The organism is Pelovirga sp., from assembly GCF_059864205.1.
The window spans coordinates 1-1,012 of sequence record NZ_JCBCBS010000139.1 but is presented as its reverse complement, the minus strand read 5'-3'; the positions used below and the strand labels follow the sequence as shown (position 1 = coordinate 1,012).

Below are 1,012 nucleotides of genomic sequence, written 5' to 3'. Positions count from 1 at the left end.
CAATTCCGGTTGTCAGCCCTTCAGGATAGCGCGAAACAACAAACGTCCACGGCTCCACGTACGGTGACTCGCCAATATAAACCTGTCGTAAAACGATGGATACCACGCCACGAAAAGCCGGAATGTTGGAGCCAAAGCGCCCCTGAAGGTAAGAGTTGCGCCCCTGCGCTGGGTGGCCAGTCAAGAAGTCTATTGTGCCGACACCAGATACGCTGATAGCGCCTCCAGTTGATGATCCTGACCATTTCCGTTGGTCGCCTATCCATATTTCATGTAGCGTGATTGTTTCGCCTGATGTTGCTCCGTGGCACAATACCATGTGCATTCCGATATAATATTTATGCCCGACTGTCACTTTTGAAAAGCCTGATCTTTTTCTGATGCGCTGGGTGCGAAGGTGACCATACCAAACTACATTTGGCGCTTTCATCATCTTGCGACCAAACAGTACAGGAATATCCCGACCAAGCTTCGCGGTCGGAATGTCAAACTCTTCAATTCCCGCCGGTTTCTGGTTTTTGGCCTTTGGAGCTAAAAGAACAGAAATAATAAGAGCCGCGACAAACCACCAAACCATTTTAAAGCCTCGCTATCGGCATACCGCCGAATGGGTTTTGATCAGGCATCCAAGGAAAGCCCAGATAATTGTCCACGTTGTTAAACTTGTTGATGCAGGTATCCAGCAATTTATCACAGCCGGGATAAAGCGCAACAGTTGCACCTAACGGCACGTTCAGTGGCCTTGATAGCGTGATAACATCGCCGATGTGGGAGATGATAAACCGCCGATCAACATTTGACTCGATCATGCCTGATGCAAACCACCCGTCAGGATAACCGCCTATACCAATAACGGTATAAGCTAGGTTGTTGATGACATTAACTGTGCCATCAACCCTCATTGCCGGTTTATTCGCCTTACACCCTGCGCCATAAATTGCATGAACGCACGTTAGTTCAAACTGCGTTGACAAACCCAATCTACGCATAGAGGTGTAAACAGACTCACAGG

2 protein-coding genes are annotated in these 1,012 nt (G+C 48.4%); both read right to left on the bottom strand.

The window, feature by feature from the left end:
• Positions 1-577 (bottom strand): hypothetical protein (locus AC6F7T_RS08945; RefSeq protein ID WP_500717996.1); only part of this gene is annotated, 577 nt, incomplete at its 3' end.
• A gap of 1 nt (position 578) precedes the next feature.
• The coding region (locus AC6F7T_RS08940) for a phage BR0599 family protein (protein WP_500717995.1) at positions 579-1,012 on the bottom strand (434 nt) is incomplete at its 5' end.